Below are 16,720 nucleotides of genomic sequence, written 5' to 3'. Positions count from 1 at the left end.
AACCCGCCGGGCTCACTCGCCGGCGTCGTCTCCAGTCCTCGGCCACCCTGTCGTCCGCCACTCGTTGCGGCCCTCCGGCGGCTCGCCCTTCCGTGCGCTGCGTGAGGCGAGCGCGTCGGTCAGGTCGGCGTGCACGGGGATGTGCGGGCAGTCCCCGTCGGGGACGAGGGAGCCGTCGGCGGGGATCGCGGCCAGTTCCGGGCTGCGGCCGGCTGCGGCGAGGCGGCGTGTGGCCTCGGTGATCGCCAGCTGTCCCTCGGCCGACCAGCCGCGCAGTTCGGTCAGGTCGACGACGACCGGGCCGGTCCCGCGTCCCACGACCCAGCCGACGGCACCGGCGAAGCGGCGAACGGCGTCCGAGCCCAGGTATCCGGAGACGGACAGGATGCCGAGGTCCTGTTCGACCGTGTAGCGCCACTCGATGGTCATGGTCGTCGACTTCCTTGCGCGGTCGGCCTGTTTGGTCAGAGAGGGAAGGTGATCCAGATGCTCTTGCCCTTGCCGTCGGCGTCGGCCCGGACGACCGCGGTGCCGCCCAGGCCGAGGGTGAGCTCCATGACGGTGGCCAGGCCGCCCGTCCCGGTGTCGGTGACCGACGCGTACAGCGCGGGCTGGTAGGGGTGGCGGTCGTGCACGGCGAAGGCCAGACAGTCCTGCCCCGCCGCGTAGATGACGGTCACCTGCGGGGAGAGCACCGCAGCGTGCCGGACGCTGTTGGTGACCAGCTCGCTGAGGATCAGCAGAGCCGGGCCGACTGTCGGGTGGCGCGGGCTTATGCCCCACTCGGCCAGGGCCTGCTCGGCGGTCTCGCGGGCTGTCCGGACCGCGGACGGCATCGCGGGCAGCGTGAGCACATGCCGGTAGGGCAGGGCTTCGAGCCGGGTGCTCATCGCGCCTCCGCACGGGCGAGGCGGATTCCGGTCACGGTCTTGGGGCGCAGGCGCAGCAGTGTGTCGTGCGGGCCGTGCGTCCAGCCGGCGAGAGTGCGCTGGATGGGGGCACCTCCCATGCCCTTGAGGCAATGGGGGAGGGCGGTCTCGTCGGGATCGGTGATCACATCGACCGGTCCGGAGAGGGTGACGGTCCGGCCGGTGCCACCCACCGCACGGATCTCGTCCACGTGATACGTCGTCGTCGCCGGGACCGCGGCGACCGGCGCGGGCGTGCGCACCACCAGCCGCCCGAACTCCCACGTGTGCCGACCGGGCCGGACGACGGTCTGGTCCCGCTGCGTGTACACCAGCCGCCCCAGCGAACTGCCCTCCAGCCACAGGGCCTCGGCACCGGAGACCTCGACCATGCGCAGCGATGCGGGCGGAGTGCTCATCCGACGGTTTCCTCTGTTTCCTCGCTGAGGGGCCGGGACGTCTGGGCAGGGAGCGAGGTCATGACACCGGCGCACTCCAGGTAGGCACGCGCGCCCTGGATCGCCTCGGGTGTGGTGGCGTACTCGCGGCCTTCGAGCCGCAACAGTTCCAACGCGCCGACGGAATCCAGGACCTGGCGTTGGCCGGGGCGGATCCCGGAGGTCATGACGACGATGCCGCGCCGGTTGAGCTTCTCCACCACGTCCTTCAGGACGAGGGCGCCGGTGGCGTCGATGGTGGTCACGCGGGACATGCGCAGGATGACCACGCGTACGTCGGCGACCTCGGCCAGTTCGAGGAGGAAGCGGTGGGCGGCGGCGAAGAACAGCGGACCGTCGATGCGGTAGGCGACGATGTGCTCGGCGAGCAGCGCGTGCTCCTCGGCGCTGTGGTCGCCGCGGTCGAGGGGGACCTGGTCCAGGCGGGCCTGCTTTGCGACCGCGCGCAGTGCGAGGGCACCCGCCACGACCAGGCCGATGATCACGGCGTACACCAGGTCCAGGGCCAGGGTTGCGACGGCAGTCAGGACGAGGATCAGCGCGTCCGAGCGGGTGGCCTTCGCCATCGCGCGCAGCGAGCCGACCTCCACCATGCGGATCGCCGTGGCCAGAAGCACGCCCGCCAGCGCAGCCAGCGGGATCCTGGAGACCAGGGGCGCGGCCGCGAAGACGATCGTCGCGAGGATCGCGGCGTGGGTGAGGGACGCCAGCCGGGATCCGGCACCAGTACGGACGTTGACCGCAGTGCGGGCAATCGCGCCGGTCGCGGGCACGCCGCCGAACAGTGGGGCCGCGATGTTGGCCAGCCCTTGCCCGAACAGCTCACGGTCCGGGTCGTGCTTCTGCCCGACCGTCATGCCGTCGGCGACGGAGGCCGACAGCAGTGACTCCAGGGCTGCCAGCGCCGCCACCGCGATGGCAGGGGCGAGCAGGGAGCCGAGCGCGCCCGGATCCAGGAAGGAGAGGGACGGTGCCGGCAGTCCGGACGGCAGGTCGCCGATCGGCTTCGCCGCGTCCAGGTCGGCCGCCTGGGCCACGAGGGTCGCTGCGATCACTGCGAGGATGGAGAAGGGGATCGTGGGCCGAAAGCGAGCGCCGATCAGCATGACGGCCGCGACCGCCAGGGCGAAGGCGACGGCAGTCCAGTTCGGGTTCTTCGCGAACTCCTCCAGGGCACGCCAGGTCACCACGAGGACGCGATCGCCCGTCGGCTTGGGCACCCCCAGGGCGTTCGGGATCTGCTGCAGACCGATCACACAGGCGATGCCGAGCGTGAAGCCTTCGACGACGGGCGCGGGCACGTACTGCATGTACTTCCCGGCCCTGAGCAGGGCGAGCGCGACGAGCATCAGGCCCGCCACCAGCCCCACGGCCAGCACCCCGGACGGCCCGTGCGCCACGACGATCGGCATCAGCACCACCGTCATCGCGCCCGTCGGCCCGGACACCTGCAGATTCGAACCGCCGAACACCGCGGCCAGCGCACCGGCGACGACCGCGGTCGCCAGCCCGGCCTCGGCGCCAAGGCCGGAGGAGACGCCGAATCCGAGCGCGAGCGGCAGCGCGACGACCGCGACGGTGAGGCCGGCCAGCAGGTCACGGCGCGGGTCACGGCGCATCTCCGCCAGATCGGCGCGGCCGGGCAGCAGCGCGGTGAGCCGGGCCCCGACCCGGCCGAACGAGATCCTCATCGCGGGGCCACCTCGGCGTCCCGCAGCTCGGCCAGCAGCTCGTTCCGCCCGGCCAGCAGCTCGGTCAGGATCCGGCGCGCGGCGCGCATGAGATCCGCGACGTCCCCGCTGGCGAGCGCGTACACGACCGTCGAGCCCTCGCGCTTGGAGGTGACGATGCCGGAGCGGCGCAACACTGCCAGCTGCTGCGACAGGCTGGAGGGCTCGACCTCGATCGCGGCCAGCAGATCGCGTACCGGCATCGGGCCGTCTCGCAGCAGCTCCAGCACCCGTATCCGAACGGGATGCCCCAGCATCCGGAAGAACTCGGCCTTGGCTTGGTACAGCGGAACGGACACAACCCCTCGGCTTCCCCGACAGCGCCCCACCCCGGGGCAGACACATAAAGGCTGTGCCTGCGACTACCTGCAGACACAGTCAACATAGCATCTAACCAATTGCGAAATTTTGCAATTCAGCATTGGATTGCGGCCCTGAACACCCCACCACGGACGGGACGGCGGGACTGAGCGAGTCGTGGATCAGGCCTTCTTGACCACGCTGGACTTGAGCTGCATCGCTCCGAAACCGTCGATCCTGCAGTCGATGTCGTGGCCGTCGACTCCGTCGACCAGCCGGATGCTGCGCACCTTGGTCCCGGCCTTGATGCCCGACGGGCTCCCCTTGACCTTGAGCGCCTTGACGACGACCACGGAGTCGCCATCCCGCAGCTCATTGCCGACGGAGTCTTTGACGACCCTCGCCCAGCCTTCGGCCGGGGGGACCCCCAGCGCCCCTGCGGTGTCTCCACCCTCCGCGCCGCCCTCGGCGGGCACCCATTCATGGCCGCACTCCGGGCACACCACAAGGGCGTTCATCTCGTAGGTGTACTCACACGAGCACTTCGGACAGGGAGGAAGATTCTCGATCACCCCGTCAGCGTATCCGGCCTCGGCCTCCGTCCCGACAGGACGAGAAGGGCCGTGGGTGGCCGCCCTCGGTACGGCGTGAACCGGCAGGTCAGCCGACAGGAGTGCCTACGCGAGACGGGGCCCTCGTCGATCACGAGAGCGTCCGCGCCGCCAAGCGCCGTGGCGCCCGTGCTGCGGTAGTCGAGCTGTGCCTGATCTGCTTGGCTCGACGATCTCGCGGGTGGAGCTGTGGGCGGTCGCACATCCCGCCAGGCGTTGGCACTGCGCCCCCTACGCGGCACCGCTCCTTGGTCCTGTCGTCGAACTCCCGCCGTCCGCCCGGAGGGCGGGCCATGCGGCGTCAGGTGCGTGCTCTGGGTCCCCGTTATGTTTTCCGCGGTCCTGCAAGAGGGCCGCTGGCCTCCGGGCCCGGCATGACTGTGTCCCCCTGTCGAACGGATGACCTGGGGGGTGGTGTCACCGGGCCCGGGAGGTGCCGTCGGAGACGCTGATGAGAGGTCCGGCCACCGCCCGGTCCGGCGCAATGCCGGGCAGTTCGCGGGCGGCAGGTCTGCATAACGTGGATGCGCGCGTACGACACCACTGCCGAGGCCGGCACGTTCAACTTCCCTGGAAGGGCGCGATGTTCGACACCCAAGACGTGGGCGTATTCCTCGGCCTGGACGTCGGCAAGAGCGCCCATCACGGCCATGGGCTCACGCCAGCCGGGAAGAAGGTCCTCGACAAGCAGCTGCCCAACAGCGAGCCGAAACTACGGGCCGTCTTCGACAAGCTGACCGCGAAGTTCGGCACCGTGCTGGTGATCGTGGACCAGCCCGCCTCGATCGGGGCTCTCCCCCTGACCGTGGCCCGGGACGCCGGCTGCGAGGTCGCCTACCTGCCCGGCCTGGCCATGCGGCGGATCGCCGACCTGTACCCGGGTGAGGCCAAGACCGACGCGAAGGACGCCGCGGTGATCGCGGATGCGGCCCGCACCATGCCGCACACCCTGCGCTCGCTGGAGCTCACCGACGAGATCACCGCCGAACTCACGGTCCTCGTGGGCTTCGACCAGGACCTCGCCGCTGAGGCCACCCGCACGTCCAACCGGATACGCGGCCTGCTCACCCAGTTCCACCCGTCGCTGGAACGCGTTCTGGGCCCCCGCCTCGACCACCAGGCCGTCACCTGGCTGCTGGAGCGCTACGGCTCCCCGGCCGCACTGCGCAAAGCCGGCCGCCGCAGGCTCGTCGAGCTCATCCGGCCCAAGGCCCCGCGCATGGCCCAGCGGCTGATCGACGATGTCTTCGAGGCGTTGGACGAGCAGACCGTCGTGGTCCCGGGCACCGGCACCCTCGACATCGTCGTGCCCTCCCTGGCCCGCTCTCTCGCCGCTGTCCACGAACAGCGCCGGGCCCTGGAAGCCCAGATCAACGCCCTGCTGGAGGCCCACCCTCTTTCCCCGGTCCTGACGTCGATGCCCGGCGTCGGCGTCAGGACCGCCGCCGTCCTGCTGGTCACCGTCGGCGACGGCACCAGCTTCCCGAGCGCCGCCCACCTGGCCTCCTACGCCGGACTCGCCCCGACCACGAAGTCGTCGGGCACCTCGATCCATGGCGAACACGCACCCCGAGGCGGCAACCGCCAGCTCAAACGCGCCATGTTCCTGTCCGCCTTTGCCTGCATGAACGCCGATCCCGCCTCCCGCACCTACTACGACAAGTGCCGGGCCCGCGGAAAGACCCACACCCAGGCCATCCTCCGCCTCGCCCGCCAACGCATCAGCGTTCTGTTCGCCATGCTCCGCGACGGCACCTTCTACGAACCCCGCCTTCCCCAAGCGACAGCTGCATGAACCAGCCCACAGGCAGGTCGATTCAGGTCAACGCCTTGTGTCGTCTGTCCACGCCGAGATATCTGCGGCAGCCCGTCGGACAGCGTCCTCCTGGTCCCGGGCGAGGTTCGCGCAGGCCGCTGCGACGTCCGGCACACCGTCCGGTCCCACGAGCGCGTCATGCACCCCGGTCTGCAGCCAGTCAGCCTGGTTGTCGTCAGCCTCGGCAACCGCGAGAGCGATGAGCCTTACGGCGGCCACCGTCCCCACCCGGGCCAGGGCCTCTGCCGTCTGTCGGATCACCGCCGTGTCCTCGACGTCCAGCAGCAGCCCCACCAGCGCTTCCGCAGCCTCAGAAACATCAGCGAAGGAAGCAAGGTCGCGCCCGGCACGAACACGTTGCGTCCACGAAGGAGACGACGACTCAGCCAAGGCCGCCTCCAACCCACTCATCATCTCTGGCACGACCAGACAGTCTCATGCCCCACGAAGAAGAACGGACCCCAAGCCGAAGCTGCCCACACGCTTGACGAAGAACATAGAGGCACCCCCCCGCCGGAGGCTGGGGGAGTGCCGGGCACATGCCTTCGCACTGGACGTACTTGGGTCTACGCCCGGCGCACCGAGAGCACGCACCTGACGCCGCGAGGCCGCCCGTCGGCTGCCGGCGTCGTCCCTGGTCACCCACACGTTCCCGCTGGAGCGGATGGAGGAAGGCGTACGACGTCTTCTCTCTGAGGGAATCGGCCGAACGGACGGGCACCGCACCCGGATACATCCAGTATCTGGAGGAACAGCCCACCGCCGCGCCGGGCATCGGCCTCCTCATCAGGCTCGCCGACGCCCTGGAGACCACGGCCGCGGCCCAGCGCGGAGGCGACGCCGATCTGCCGCCCGGCATCGGCCGAGCGGCCCTCCACCCTCGGTGGAACGAGCCGGCCACCGAGGGATGCCGGGAGCGGGGTCGGTCGCCGCAGGCCCGGGGTCAGGCCGGCAGGGTGAGGTCGCGGCGGCGGAGCGACACCGTGCCCACCACGGCGAGGATCACGGAAACCGCGACCAGAGCCGCGACGGGAGTCGCGGTGACGTCGGCCGCCGGTGCCTTGGGGATGGGGGTGAACGGCGAGAGGTTCTGCGCCCATTGCGGCAGATCCAGGCTCGGGCCGAACAACGGACCGAGCAGTACGGATCCCAGCAGCACTGTCCAGGAGACCGGGGCGGCCCAGCGCGGCAGCAGTCCGGTGGCCGCTATCACGGCGCCGCCGATGACCATGGAACCGGGCAGTTGCACCAGCGCCGCTCCGGTCAGTGCACGCAGCTGAGCGGGGGTGTCGCCCAGTACCTGTCCGGCGGCCAGACCCATGCCCACCGCGAAGAGCAGGAGGAGCGCGACCGCCCCGAGCCAGGTGTTCAGCACATAGCTCATCGCCCACCGCGGCCTGCTCACCGCGGCGGCGAGGACGGCTTCCAACGGACCATCGGACTCCTCGGCGCGCATCCGCAGGAGCATCTGCACGGTGAAGACGGCGATACCCATACCGGCCATTGCCATGATCGAGGTGAAATAGGCGTCGACAACCTGGTCCGTGCCGCCCATCCGTGTGTACCAGTCGAGCGCGGCGCCCTGCATGTCCTGGGTCGCGTCGCTGATGGCACCCCAGGCCACGCCGAAGGCGAGCATGCCGACCGCCCATCCGAGGAACGGGCCACGTTGCAGGCGCCGGGCCAGACCGAGCGGTCCGAGAAGGCCTGGGGCGGCGGTGGCGGGCCCCCGTCGCTCCGCGAGCAGGCCTCTGCCGATGTCCCGCCGGGTGGCGAGCAGGCCGGCCGTGCCCAGCAGGACGAAGAAGAAGGCGGCGAACAGGCCGAGAAGCCACCAGTGGTCGCCGCCGAACGGACGCATCTGCTGGCCCCAGCCGATCGGTGACAGCCAGGCCGGCCAGGCACTGACCACCCGCAGACCGCCGCCATCGACACTGCCGAGCATGTTCCCTGCGCCACTGAGCAGAAAGGCGACTCCCAGCACCGCCGCCGCGAGCCCGTTCGCTCCCCGCGAGCTCGACGACATCTGGGCGGTGACCGCGGCGACGCCCGCGAACACGATGCCCACGGCGCCCACCGCGGCGCCGGCGGTGAGCGAGCCGGACGCAGGCTGGCCGTTCACGAGCATCGCCATGGCCAACAGCGCCGCCAGCACGAAGTTCGCGCCGATCGTGACGACGACCGCCGCGGCCAGAGTGCTGTAGCGCCCCACGACGGCCGCGCCGACCAGCTCGGCGCGGCCGGTCGCCTCACTCTGCCTGGTGTGCCGCACCATCGCGAACACGCTCATCAGCGCGGCCAGGACCGCCAGGGTGAGATAGTTCCGGATCATCGCGTAGCCGCCCACACTGGCCCCGGAGGCGAGGCCGAACATGCGCATGGCCGGGTTGCCCGCCATGAACTCGGTCTCGTGGATCACGTCCGCTTCCGTCGGGAGGGCGCTGACGGTCATGGCCGTGAGACCGGCCATCAGGGCGGACAGCCCGAGTATCCAGGCGGAGAGGCCGACCCGGTCGCGCCGGAGTGCGAGCCGGGTGAGCGTGGCCGTGCCGGTCAGGGCCCTCATCGCGCACCTCCCGAACCCAGTGTCCCGGCACCGGCGGCGGCATCGTTTCCGTAGTGGCGGAGGAAGAGTTCTTCGAGCGTGGGTGGGGAGCTGGTCAAGGACCGTACGTCGAACTCCACCAGGTTCCGCAGGACTTGGTTGAGCTCGCCGGGGTCGACGCTGAACCGGGCACGGGTGTGGTCGGCGTTCACGTCGTGCACCCCGGCCAGCCCGTCCAGCGCGCTGATCGGTTTGCCGGTTTCGACCACCACGGTCGTACGGGAGAGGTGGCGCAGTTCGTCAAAGGTCCCCGACTCGGCGGTCCGGCCGGCCCGGATGATGGTGACCCGGTCGCACAACGCCTCGACCTCGGCGAGGATGTGGCTGGACAGCAGTACTGTGTGCCCCGCCTCCCGCACTTCCTGGACGACATCCTGGAAGACCGCCTCCATCAGCGGATCGAGACCCGAACTCGGTTCGTCCAGGAGGTAGAGCTCCACATCGGATGCGAAGGCCGCAACCAGGGCCACCTTCTGCCGGTTGCCCTTGGAGTAGGCGCGGCACTGCTTGGTCGGATCGAGTTGGAAGCGTTCCAGCAGAGCGGCGCGGCGCGCCGGATCCAGGCCGCCACGCAGGGCGCCCAGCAGGTCGATCACCTCACCGCCGGTGAGGTTGGGCCACAGATTGACCTCGCCGGGCACATACGCCAGCCGGCGGTGCAGGGCCACGGCGTCCGCCCACGGATCTCCGCCCAGTACGCTCACTGCCCCGTCGTCTCGGCGCAGCAGCCCCAGCAGGATCCGGATGGTGGTCGTCTTCCCGGCGCCGTTCGGCCCCAGGAAGCCGTGCACTTCGCCCGTGCCGACGGTGAGGTCGAGGCGGTCGAGGGCCCGAGTCGGGCCGAACTCCTTGATCAGGCCGGACACTGCAATCGCTGTGGACACGTTCCTTCACCTCATCACATGTGCCGCACGTCGGACCGGGAACGGCGGACGGCCGGCCACTCGCGGTCGCCGCGCGCTCTGCAGACGTACGATTCCGACGATGCCGCGTCCCTGGTGGAGGACGTCGGCAGTACCGCATGACCTGGGGGGGCTGGGGTTCAGTAGAGAAGGGCGGTCACGACAGCACCTCCGGTCCGTCCGGTTCGGTGCCGCCCATGTCGAGCCGGAACGGCGGATACGTGTCCGTCATCAGGGCGGCGTAGGCGGCGACCCGCAGCACCCACCGGTTGAGGCCCAGGATCAGGTCGAACAGGCTCTTCGGGTACTTCTGGGTGAAGGCCAGGGTCACGGCGGCGATCACCACCAGCACGGCGACGAGGCCGCCGCCCCACCAGCCGAGGTGCCAGCCGCCGAGGAAGAAACCGACGACGATGTAGTGCGGGATGGCCAGCAGCCACCACTTCACCAGCACCAGGCCGCGGGAGAGGTGTTCGGGGTAGGCGATGTCCAGCCGGGCCGGGTAGTCGGGCTCCTCACCCAGGCTGAACGGCGGGTACCGGTCGGTGCCCAGGGCGCCGTACGAGTAGTAGGCGACCCGCCAGCTCCAGCGCAGCACGCCGAGATTGAGGTCGAACAAGGTGCGTGGATAGCGCTCGGTGAACAGGATGCTGAAGAACGCGATCACGCTGACCACGGTGAACGCGATCCAGAGGAAGAACAGCACCACATAGTGCGGGACGGCCAGGATCCACTTCACCAGCCACAGCAACCGGGACAGCGGAGCGTCGAGCACCGCGTTCACCCGGACCGGACGGTCCGGTATTCCCGCCAGGGTTGTCATGGCGATCAACTCCTTCGACCCCGGCGGGTGCCCGCCGGGTTGGGCCTCCTACCAGCGTGGCCGCTGACCAGGTACCGCCAGGAGGGCCGTGTGGGTCCCTCCCGGAGGCCATCGGTCCCTGCTGCACCCAGCAGCCGGTTTTCAGCGGCGTAGAGGATCCGGCGTGTGCCGTCCGCCCGTCCAGCGCCTCGTCGTTGCCGATCAGCCCCCGACGGATGCACTCCGGGTGCGGCGATGCGGGTGGTGCCAGTGGCGTACTCATGACTCCAGTGCGATACCGATCTCGGGCGGCTGGTGGAGCGTGTTGTGGACGGTGCAGTGCGAGGCGACGGCGAGCAGGGCCGCGCGGCGCTGCTCGGACAGTCCGGGCGGCGGGGTGACCGTGACCTGGACGGCCGCAACGCGGGCCGGACGGTCCGTGGCCATTGCGAACTCGGTACGTACCCGCAGCCCGGCGCGGTCCTGGCCGTGGCGCTGGAGATAACGGCCTGCGTAGAAGGCGACGCAGGTGGCCAAGGACGCGGCGAACAGCTCGGTGGGGGTGGGCGCGATGTCCTCGCCGCCCACATCCTTGGGCTGATCGACCAGGAGCCGATGTCCCCGTACCGAGACGGCGTACACGTCGCCGTCGACATGGGTGACCTCGAGCCGGTGCCCGTCCGCTTCCGGCAGCCGTGCGGTGGTGGTCTCCGTTCCTGTCCGGGTCATGACCGCGCCTCCTCGTCAGTGTCCACTGCTGTTGATCTCCAGTGGAGCGCGGGCCGGGCGACAGCGGGAGAGGCCGACGGGAGTGGGAAGGGGGCCGTTCGGCCCCAGGCCGACGAACCTGGACCGAGATACCCTCCCGGGTATTTGAATGCCGGGCGGAGATGCTCATACGGCGAGGGAGAGCGTGCTCTCACGGCCGCACCTCGAACGGCAACCCACGACTGCCGAACCCGCCGGACTGCCACTCCCGGGCGGTCGGATGCTGCGCGTCGGGACCGGCGCCTTGGCGGTCCGCCTCCCGGCCGAAGGTATACCCCCATGGGTAACCGGCAAGGGACCAACGGCCCCTGACCACACGTCAACCCACTCCCGACAGTGGAGCCATGAACAGACGCATTCTGATTCTGGGAAGCGGTACCGCCGGCACGCTCACGGCCAATCGGCTGCGGCGTCTGTACGGCGAGAGCGAGTGCCGGATCATGGTCGTCGACCAGAACGACGACCATGTCTACCAGCCCGGGCTGCTGTTCGTGCCCTTCGGCCTCGCCCAGCCGCACGCTCTCGTCCGGTCCCGGCCGAGGCAGTTGCACGACGGGATCGCATACCAGCGGGCGGAGATCGACCGGGTGGACCTGGACGCGGAGAAGGTGCACCTCGTCGGGGGTGGCTCGCTGGACTACGACGTCCTCGTGGTGGCGACAGGAGCCACGCTGCTGCCAGAGGAGACCGAAGGGCTCACCGGGCCCGGCTGGGGAGAGAAGGTCTTCACCTTCTACGACCTGCCCGGCGCCGTCGGCCTGCACCACGCACTGGAGCACTTCGACGGCGGCCGGGTGGTGGTCAACGTGGCGGACCTGCCGATCAAGTGCCCCGTCGCGCCTCTCGAGTTCGCCTTCCTCACTGACTGGTACTTCCAGCGGACCGGGATCCGCGACCGGGTCGAGCTGACCTACGTCACCCCGTTGGACGGCGCCTTCACCAAGCCGGTCGCTTCCAAGGCGCTGAGCGGCCTGCTGGAGGAGAAGCGGATCGAGCTGGTCACCGAGTTCACGCTCGGTGAGGTCGACGGCCCCGGCGGGCGACTGATCTCGTACGACGAGCGCGAGGTGCCGTTCGACCTGGCTGTCGTCGTTCCGCTGCACGGCGGCGCCGAGTACGTCGGCCGGTCCCCGGGCCTGGGCGACGAGCTCGGCTTCGTCCGCGTCGATCAGCACACCCTCCAGCACCCCGACCGCCCCAACGTGTTCGCCATCGGCGACGCGGCGGGCCTGTCCGCCTCCAAGGCCGGCTCGGTGGCGCACTTCGAGGGCGAGGTGCTGGCGCACAACATCGGACGCTTCCTCGCCGGGCAGCCGCTGGACGCGTCGTACGACGGACACACCAACTGCTTCATCGAGACCGGCTTCCACAAGGCCCTGCTCATCGACTTCAACTACGACACCGAGCCGCTGCCCGGCCACTTCCCGGCCGCCGTCGGCCTGCCGCTGCTCAAGGAGTCGCACGCCAACCACCTCGGCAAGCTCGCCTTCGAGTGGCTGTACTGGCACAGCCTGCTGCCCGGCCGGGAGCTGCCCGGCATCGGCTCGGCGATGCCCGAGCACGGCAAGAACCACATCCACACCTGAGCCAAGGAGAACCGCCATGTCCAGCGCCACCTACGACGCCACGTCCGTGACCGTCGACGACGAAGGCTTCTTCGCCGACCCCGGCCAGTGGACCGAGCCCATGGCCGCGGGCATCGCCCGCGAGCTGGGCATCGAGACGCTGACCGACCGCCACTGGCAGGTCATCAAGTTCATGCGTGCCGAGCACGCCGCCAAGGGCACCGGCCCCACCGTCCGGATCTTGGGCAAGGCGTCCGGCGTGAGCGTGAAGGAGCTGTACCAGCTCTTCCCCCAGGGCCCGGCGAAGACCGCCGCGAAGATCGCGGGAATCCCCAAGCCCCGCGGCTGCATCTGACGTCCTCGTCCGACCCGCCCGTATATGGGCACAACCGAAGGACTGCCTGCCATGGCCGACACCGGCACGATCGAGAAGGTCTCGATCATCGTCTCCAAGGGGTCCCTGGAAGGGATCTACCCGGCTCTCATCATGGCCAACGGCGCCCGCGCCGAAGGCATCGAGGCCGACCTGTTCTTCACCTTCTTCGGCCTCGACGCCGTCACCAAGAAGCAGTACGGCCACATCAAGCTGGCCACCGTCGGGAACCCCGGACTCCACCTGCCCACCCTCCTCGGAGGTCTCCCGGGCGTACCCGACCTGATCACCCGGTACATGGAACGGAAGATGGAGAAGCTCGACATCCCGCCCATCCCCGAGTTCATCGAGATGATCGCCGATACCGGAGCCGGCATCTACGCCTGCAAGGCGTCCGTGGACCTCTTTGAACTGGACAAGGGCGACCTCATCGATCAGGTCCAGGACATCATCACTGTCGGCGAGTTCTATGAGTACGCGGCAGGCGGCCAGATCGTCTACACGTGATCGGCAGCGGCCTGGCACCCGGTGTACAACGCGTGCTGGACGAGGACCAGGGGCCGGACGACGGCATCGCCTGTGCGTTCCTGCCTCGCAGAAACGCCACCACCACGACTACACCCACCCTTCTCCCCACTCGCGGCGTCCGTGGCGGCATAGGAGGCAGCGCGGGCCCGGCCGATTTCGAGCAGGCTCTTGGCGCGGGCCTGGCCCGCGGCTCCCTTAGCTCTGGCAGTTCCTCATGCGGCCCGGCGACGCAGACTCCGTCGGCTCACGACGAAGCCGACCACCCAGGGACAAACCATCCTTTCCACCGGGCACACCAGCACCGGCCTCGACCTCATCATCGAGGTCAACGACAGCAAGGTCCGCTGGACCCACGACATCGAGGACATCGTCTTCGACAACTGAGCCCGCGGACCGAGCGAGCGGGCTCGCCCGGTGCCCGCGCACCGGGCGAGCCCGTGCACCGGCGGGATGGAGACATCCGGAACGTTCCGGCTGGAGATGGACAAGCGGCTCGCCTCGGTCTGCCGGTCACCGTCCCCAGCCCCCGGCGGCCCTCAGCCGAGTCGAGCGAAACGGCTGCGCCAGCGTGGCCGGTATGACGACCGTGCCGAGAGACCTCGCCGGTTACGGCGGGACCTGGTCAGTGTGGGCCCGGCGCCGCAGACCCGCCGGATGGCGCGGGTCTTCCGCGCTGAGCCAGGGACTGGGCAGAGCGTCAGGTGCGGCGGCGGATGACGACATCAACCAGCCGTAGGTCCGCTCCACCGCCCAGCGTTTCGGTATCGGGTTAAATCCCCTGGTCCCGGGCTTGCTGGCGGTGATCTCCATGTCGATGCCGAGGGCAGCGGCGTGCTCGACACAGCGCTTGCGGTAGCCGCCGTCCCCTCAGGTCTTGCGGATCGTGGGGTGGTCGGCGGTGACCCGGTTGAGAAGGCGGGCGCCGGCCACGGAGTCCTGGACGCCGACTGCGGTGACCAGGACCGCGAGCAGGAGGCCAGTTCCTCGGATCCGAAGATCCGTCAATTGAGTGAGCGGCGCACGCGTTCATCGCGGCCAGATCAGTTCTTCAGTGAGCCTTGTTTGAGCACGTGAGGTGGAGGGTGAGGACGGCTTGGACGAGGCTTGTGATGCGGGTGCGGGTGGTGCTGCACCGGAGTTGCGCAGGAGCCGCCAGGTCTTGAGGGTGGCGATAGCGGGTTCGACCAGGGCTCGGATCTTGGCCTGCGAGCGGTTCACGGCCTGCTGCCCCTCAGACAGGGTCTCCCAGCGGCCTCGGTACGGCACGCTGACAGCCGGTCCGGCGCCCTGATTGCCCTTGTCCGCCCAGCGGTCGATGTCTGCTGAGACGAGGGCGTCGAGGATGCCGTGTTCGCGTGCGGAGCGGATGTCATGGACGGCTCCGGGCAGGGCGGGTGAGGCCCACAGGAGACGTCCGGCCGGGTCGGCGAGGACCTGGACATTCATGCCGTGCTTCTTGTGTTTGCCCGAGTAGAACGGCCGGTCGGCGGCGATCCGGTCGATGGGCAGGAGAGTGCCGTCGAGCAGGACGAACGCCTTCCTCGACGCCTCTCGGACGGCTTGTTCGAGCGTGGGTGCCGGGCGGCCAAGAGGTCGACGGCTTCGGTGATGTACCGGTAGGCCGTGGTCCTGCCGATGGCGAACCCGGCTGCGAGCTGGGCGTAGGGATGCCCGTTGCGCAGGTGGGCGAGGGCGAGCAGGGTCTGTCGGCCGGGGCTCAACCGGCGCCAGCGGCTGCCGACCGCACGGCGGCGTTCGCGGATACGAGCGGTGAGGAAGCGAAGATGTGCGCTGGACAGGTCCAGTCCGGACGGGTAGACAAGCACGTGAAGCCTCTGGTGGCACTGGTGATCTTGGTCGTGAACCCGCCTACCAGGGCTTCACTCGTCCGGGAGATCCCGCCCGCGACCAGGTAGCGGATCGCGTCCAGCAGTTGGCGGTGGCAGTAGCCCTCGGGGCGTCCACCCCGCCCATTCATCCAGGCCGGCACCGGCAGCAACGGCCGCACGGCCGCCCACTCCTCGACCGTCATGTCCGACGGATACCGGCGCACCCGATCGGGATGGTCGGCCGCGTTGCCGTACACATGCGCGAGGCGATCACATGGTGGAGCAGCCGAGTTGAACTGGACCGGCTCGGACACGCACAACAAGGACACCAGGGCCTCCCGGCACTGCTCGGTCAGATTCGCATCCCCGAGCTACCGAGAGGCCCTGTCTTCATGCGCGTACAACGGGAAGATCACCCAGGTGGGAAGCCTGTTCGAACCACACGTTCCATGATCGGTTGAGATACGGCTTCTGAGCTTCGGAGTCAAGCTCACGAGCGGTCAGCGGCGTCGGCCAGCGCACGACGGCGGAAGTCACGAGGCGTCTCACCGTAAGCGGTTTTGAATACCCGGCTGAAGTGGCGGCAGTCGAGCAGGCCCCACCGAGCGGCGACGATACTGATTGGCTGCTCCGCCGACGCTGGGCTGGCCAGCTCACGGGCACAGTGCTCCAGACGGCGGGCCCGGATCCAGCCGGCGACCGTCAAGTCCTCGGCGGCGAACAGCTTGAACAGATAACGGCGCGAGATGGCGTGCGCCTGGGCGATCGAGTCCGGCGTGAGATCCGGGTTCGACAGCCGGTTCTCGATGTACCTGCGGATGCGCAGCATCATTGCCTTTTGCGGAGCTGTTGGCGCCGCCCCGGCGAGCGTCTCCGACACCAGGGCCGTGACCAGCGAGACCGCGCCGTCCATGAGGCTCAGGATGGCAGCCTCCGAACAGGTATGGCTCTGCGCGCCGAGAGACCGCAGGAACGGCCCCACGACCGCCCCCGTGCCTCTGTCCGTGCTGAGCCGCCGCGCGGTGATGCTTTGCATTGCCTCCGCACGCACCGGCAGCATCGGGCGCGGCAGCATCATCAGGACGGTGCGGAAGTCGGTTTCGTAGGTGAATGTGTACGGACGCGAGGTGTCACAGATGGTGATGTCCCCAGGGGCCAATGACTCGCGGACGCCGTCCTGTTCGACCACGCAGGTGCCGGCGACCTGCAGGGCCACCTTGTAGTGGTCCTCTTCGCGCTGCGCCGTCAGGCTCCTGGTACGCCGGACCGTCAGTGGCCCTGCGTCGATCGAGGCAAGCTGGAGTCGCCCGACTGCGTCGCTGGTGGCCTTCCCGTGGAATGGGACGCGGGCGAGAGGGCGGCTGTCGAGGCCGGCGAAGATCCTGGACATCTCGTGTGCCCAGTGATCGAATCTTTCCGCGCCGACGACGGTCTCGGTGGTCACAAATGAACCCATACTGCACTCCACCTGCGAGATGTTCTTCTGTCACTGGTAGCCCGCCCAACGCCGCCGCCGTGTGCCTGA

At 69.4% G+C, this 16,720-nt stretch carries 17 protein-coding genes and 3 pseudogenes; 5 read left to right on the top strand and 15 right to left on the bottom strand.

Features of this window, described 5'->3' with window-relative positions; translation table 11 throughout:
• Window positions 1-12: 12 nt before the first annotated feature.
• The 6 genes from OHA11_RS06550 to OHA11_RS06525 all read right to left on the bottom strand — a co-directional run bounded on the left by OHA11_RS06550 (window position 13) and on the right by OHA11_RS06525 (window position 3,968).
• Window positions 13-429 carry an anti-sigma factor antagonist gene (locus OHA11_RS06550; RefSeq protein ID WP_266492902.1) on the bottom strand — a complete coding sequence of 139 codons (417 nt, stop codon included), beginning with the start codon at window positions 427-429 and terminating at the stop codon, window positions 13-15.
• A 35-nt stretch (window positions 430-464) separates the two neighbouring features.
• On the bottom strand, window positions 465-890 hold the full coding sequence (locus tag OHA11_RS06545; protein WP_266492899.1) for an ATP-binding protein: 426 nt from the start codon (window positions 888-890) through the stop codon (window positions 465-467).
• Window positions 887-1,327 carry a pyridoxamine 5'-phosphate oxidase family protein gene (locus tag OHA11_RS06540; RefSeq protein ID WP_266492897.1) on the bottom strand — a complete coding sequence of 147 codons (441 nt, stop codon included), beginning with the start codon at window positions 1,325-1,327 and terminating at the stop codon, window positions 887-889. Before OHA11_RS06540 ends, OHA11_RS06545 begins: the two co-directional genes overlap by 4 nt.
• Window positions 1,324-3,057 (bottom strand): SulP family inorganic anion transporter, encoded by a 1,734-nt coding sequence (locus tag OHA11_RS06535; RefSeq protein WP_266492895.1) that lies wholly within the window; start codon window positions 3,055-3,057, stop codon window positions 1,324-1,326. Before OHA11_RS06535 ends, OHA11_RS06540 begins: the two co-directional genes overlap by 4 nt.
• A complete protein-coding gene (locus OHA11_RS06530; protein WP_266492893.1) occupies window positions 3,054-3,395 on the bottom strand; it encodes a helix-turn-helix transcriptional regulator in 342 nt (113 codons plus the stop codon). Before OHA11_RS06530 ends, OHA11_RS06535 begins: the two co-directional genes overlap by 4 nt.
• A 183-nt stretch (window positions 3,396-3,578) precedes the next feature.
• Window positions 3,579-3,968: a zinc ribbon domain-containing protein YjdM gene (locus OHA11_RS06525; protein WP_323186529.1), complete on the bottom strand. Its 390-nt coding sequence runs from the start codon at window positions 3,966-3,968 to the stop codon at window positions 3,579-3,581.
• A gap of 622 nt (window positions 3,969-4,590) precedes the next feature.
• Between OHA11_RS06525 and OHA11_RS06520 the strand changes: the two genes are divergently transcribed.
• Window positions 4,591-5,802 (top strand): IS110 family transposase, encoded by a 1,212-nt coding sequence (locus OHA11_RS06520; RefSeq protein WP_266492891.1) that lies wholly within the window; start codon window positions 4,591-4,593, stop codon window positions 5,800-5,802.
• 27 nt (window positions 5,803-5,829) lie between these two features.
• Here the strand turns inward: OHA11_RS06520 and OHA11_RS06515 are convergent, their stop codons facing one another.
• The 5 genes from OHA11_RS06515 to OHA11_RS06490 all read right to left on the bottom strand — a co-directional run bounded on the left by OHA11_RS06515 (window position 5,830) and on the right by OHA11_RS06490 (window position 10,861).
• Window positions 5,830-6,237, bottom strand: a complete 408-nt coding sequence (locus OHA11_RS06515) for a hypothetical protein (RefSeq protein WP_266507003.1) — start codon at window positions 6,235-6,237, stop codon at window positions 5,830-5,832.
• Window positions 6,238-6,766: 529 nt separating this feature from the next.
• The gene (locus OHA11_RS06505; RefSeq protein ID WP_266492889.1) at window positions 6,767-8,389 is read right to left on the bottom strand and encodes an ABC transporter permease; all 1,623 of its coding nucleotides are present in this window, start codon (window positions 8,387-8,389) and stop codon (window positions 6,767-6,769) included.
• Window positions 8,386-9,312: an ABC transporter ATP-binding protein gene (locus OHA11_RS06500; protein ID WP_266492887.1), complete on the bottom strand. Its 927-nt coding sequence runs from the start codon at window positions 9,310-9,312 to the stop codon at window positions 8,386-8,388. Before OHA11_RS06500 ends, OHA11_RS06505 begins: the two co-directional genes overlap by 4 nt.
• A gap of 175 nt (window positions 9,313-9,487) precedes the next feature.
• Window positions 9,488-10,153, bottom strand: coding sequence for a DUF4389 domain-containing protein (locus OHA11_RS06495; RefSeq protein ID WP_266492885.1), 666 nt, complete (start codon window positions 10,151-10,153; stop codon window positions 9,488-9,490).
• Between the two features lie 258 nt (window positions 10,154-10,411).
• Window positions 10,412-10,861, bottom strand: coding sequence for an OsmC family protein (locus OHA11_RS06490; RefSeq protein ID WP_266492883.1), 450 nt, complete (start codon window positions 10,859-10,861; stop codon window positions 10,412-10,414).
• A gap of 383 nt (window positions 10,862-11,244) precedes the next feature.
• Between OHA11_RS06490 and OHA11_RS06485 the strand changes: the two genes are divergently transcribed.
• The 4 genes from OHA11_RS06485 (at window position 11,245) to OHA11_RS06470 (ending at window position 13,750) form a co-directional block, all read left to right on the top strand.
• A complete protein-coding gene (locus OHA11_RS06485) occupies window positions 11,245-12,486 on the top strand; it encodes an NAD(P)/FAD-dependent oxidoreductase (protein ID WP_266492882.1) in 1,242 nt (413 codons plus the stop codon).
• 16 nt (window positions 12,487-12,502) lie between these two features.
• Window positions 12,503-12,820: a TusE/DsrC/DsvC family sulfur relay protein gene (locus OHA11_RS06480; RefSeq protein WP_266492879.1), complete on the top strand. Its 318-nt coding sequence runs from the start codon at window positions 12,503-12,505 to the stop codon at window positions 12,818-12,820.
• 51 nt (window positions 12,821-12,871) lie between these two features.
• Window positions 12,872-13,345, top strand: coding sequence for a DsrE/DsrF/DrsH-like family protein (locus OHA11_RS06475; protein ID WP_266492876.1), 474 nt, complete (start codon window positions 12,872-12,874; stop codon window positions 13,343-13,345).
• 189 nt (window positions 13,346-13,534) lie between these two features.
• The gene (locus tag OHA11_RS06470) at window positions 13,535-13,750 is read left to right on the top strand and encodes a hypothetical protein (protein ID WP_266492875.1); all 216 of its coding nucleotides are present in this window, start codon (window positions 13,535-13,537) and stop codon (window positions 13,748-13,750) included.
• A 336-nt stretch (window positions 13,751-14,086) separates the two neighbouring features.
• Here the strand turns inward: OHA11_RS06470 and OHA11_RS48300 are convergent.
• From OHA11_RS48300 to OHA11_RS06450, 4 genes and pseudogenes are all read right to left on the bottom strand, one after another.
• Window positions 14,087-14,344 (bottom strand): annotated as a pseudogene (locus OHA11_RS48300) (IS5/IS1182 family transposase); the annotation flags it as partial.
• Window positions 14,345-14,414: 70 nt separating this feature from the next.
• A pseudogene (locus tag OHA11_RS06460) lies at window positions 14,415-15,192 on the bottom strand (transposase family protein).
• Between the two features lie 80 nt (window positions 15,193-15,272).
• Window positions 15,273-15,452: pseudogene (locus tag OHA11_RS06455) on the bottom strand (transposase); the annotation flags it as partial.
• Window positions 15,453-15,685: 233 nt separating this feature from the next.
• The gene (locus tag OHA11_RS06450; RefSeq protein WP_266492871.1) at window positions 15,686-16,639 is read right to left on the bottom strand and encodes a helix-turn-helix domain-containing protein; all 954 of its coding nucleotides are present in this window, start codon (window positions 16,637-16,639) and stop codon (window positions 15,686-15,688) included.
• Window positions 16,640-16,720 lie beyond the last annotated feature (81 nt).

This window comes from Streptomyces sp. NBC_00878, from assembly GCF_026341515.1.
In the GTDB taxonomy this organism is placed as follows: Bacteria; Actinomycetota; Actinomycetes; order Streptomycetales; family Streptomycetaceae; genus Streptomyces.
Note: the sequence above shows the minus strand (reverse complement) of the source record. Positions and strands in the feature narration are given on the sequence as shown.

Excerpts from the sequence above, each read along its gene's own strand:
- OHA11_RS06550 (WP_266492902.1), bottom strand. The coding sequence starts at position 429 with ATGACCATCGAGTGGCGCTACACGGTCGAACAGGACCTCGGCATCCTG.
- OHA11_RS06545 (WP_266492899.1), bottom strand. The coding sequence starts at position 890 with ATGAGCACCCGGCTCGAAGCCCTGCCCTACCGGCATGTGCTCACGCTG.
- OHA11_RS06540 (WP_266492897.1), bottom strand. The coding sequence starts at position 1,327 with ATGAGCACTCCGCCCGCATCGCTGCGCATGGTCGAGGTCTCCGGTGCC.
- OHA11_RS06535 (WP_266492895.1), bottom strand. The coding sequence starts at position 3,057 with ATGAGGATCTCGTTCGGCCGGGTCGGGGCCCGGCTCACCGCGCTGCTG.
- OHA11_RS06520 (WP_266492891.1), top strand. The coding sequence starts at position 4,591 with ATGTTCGACACCCAAGACGTGGGCGTATTCCTCGGCCTGGACGTCGGC.
- OHA11_RS06515 (WP_266507003.1), bottom strand. The coding sequence starts at position 6,237 with ATGATGAGTGGGTTGGAGGCGGCCTTGGCTGAGTCGTCGTCTCCTTCG.
- OHA11_RS06505 (WP_266492889.1), bottom strand. The coding sequence starts at position 8,389 with ATGAGGGCCCTGACCGGCACGGCCACGCTCACCCGGCTCGCACTCCGG.
- OHA11_RS06495 (WP_266492885.1), bottom strand. The coding sequence starts at position 10,153 with ATGACAACCCTGGCGGGAATACCGGACCGTCCGGTCCGGGTGAACGCG.
- OHA11_RS06490 (WP_266492883.1), bottom strand. The coding sequence starts at position 10,861 with ATGACCCGGACAGGAACGGAGACCACCACCGCACGGCTGCCGGAAGCG.
- OHA11_RS06485 (WP_266492882.1), top strand. The coding sequence starts at position 11,245 with ATGAACAGACGCATTCTGATTCTGGGAAGCGGTACCGCCGGCACGCTC.
- OHA11_RS06480 (WP_266492879.1), top strand. The coding sequence starts at position 12,503 with ATGTCCAGCGCCACCTACGACGCCACGTCCGTGACCGTCGACGACGAA.
- OHA11_RS06475 (WP_266492876.1), top strand. The coding sequence starts at position 12,872 with ATGGCCGACACCGGCACGATCGAGAAGGTCTCGATCATCGTCTCCAAG.